This window comes from Paenibacillus sp. BJ-4, from assembly GCF_020404765.1.
Classification (GTDB): domain Bacteria; phylum Bacillota; class Bacilli; order Paenibacillales; family Paenibacillaceae; genus Paenibacillus.
Genome location: NZ_JAIVEM010000018.1, coordinates 1 through 601, shown reverse-complemented (window position 1 = coordinate 601; position 601 = coordinate 1). Strand labels below are relative to the sequence as shown.

Below are 601 nucleotides of genomic sequence, written 5' to 3'. Positions count from 1 at the left end.
GTAAATACGATTGACTACCTTAGTTTCACTTGTTTACACAAGATCAGCTTAAAGGAATATTCTAAAACGCAATTTCGTTTCGGTATCCAGTTTTCAAGGTGCAATGTTAATAAATCTTTTTTTGGTGGAGCCAAGCGGGATCGAACCGCTGACCTCCTGCTTGCAAGGCAGGCGCTCTCCCAGCTGAGCTATGGCCCCAAAGGAAATATAAAATTATATGGTGGGCCCTAGTGGACTCGAACCACCGACCTCACCCTTATCAGGGGTGCGCTCTAACCAGCTGAGCTAAGGGCCCATAATAAACCACCAAAGAAATCNTTGGCAACGTCCTACTCTCCCAGGACCCTGCGGTCCAAGTACCATCGGCGCTGGAGGGCTTAACGGTCGTGTTCGGGATGGGTACGTGTGGAACCCCTCCGCTATCGCCACCAAACGCTTGAGAGTTTGAGCTCTCAAAACTGAGCAACGAGTGAGTAACAGGCCGAAACCTGATTTAGAAGCTTACGCTTCATATTTGAATGTTTCCATTGCAGGAAACGATTCTCCATAGAAAGGAGGTGATCCAGCCGCACCTTCCGATACGGCTACCTTGTTACGACTT

At 48.5% G+C, this 601-nt stretch carries 2 tRNA genes and 2 rRNA genes; all 4 read right to left on the bottom strand.

The features are described from left to right. Positions 1-122: 122 nt before the first annotated feature. Positions 123-198, bottom strand: a tRNA-Ala gene (locus tag LCF57_RS04550). A 20-nt stretch (positions 199-218) separates the two neighbouring features. Next, positions 219-295, bottom strand: a tRNA-Ile gene (locus LCF57_RS04545). Between the two features lie 21 nt (positions 296-316). Next, positions 317-433 (bottom strand): 5S ribosomal RNA (gene rrf / locus LCF57_RS04540). A gap of 117 nt (positions 434-550) precedes the next feature. Then, positions 551-601: ribosomal RNA gene (locus LCF57_RS04535) — 16S ribosomal RNA — on the bottom strand; the annotation flags it as partial.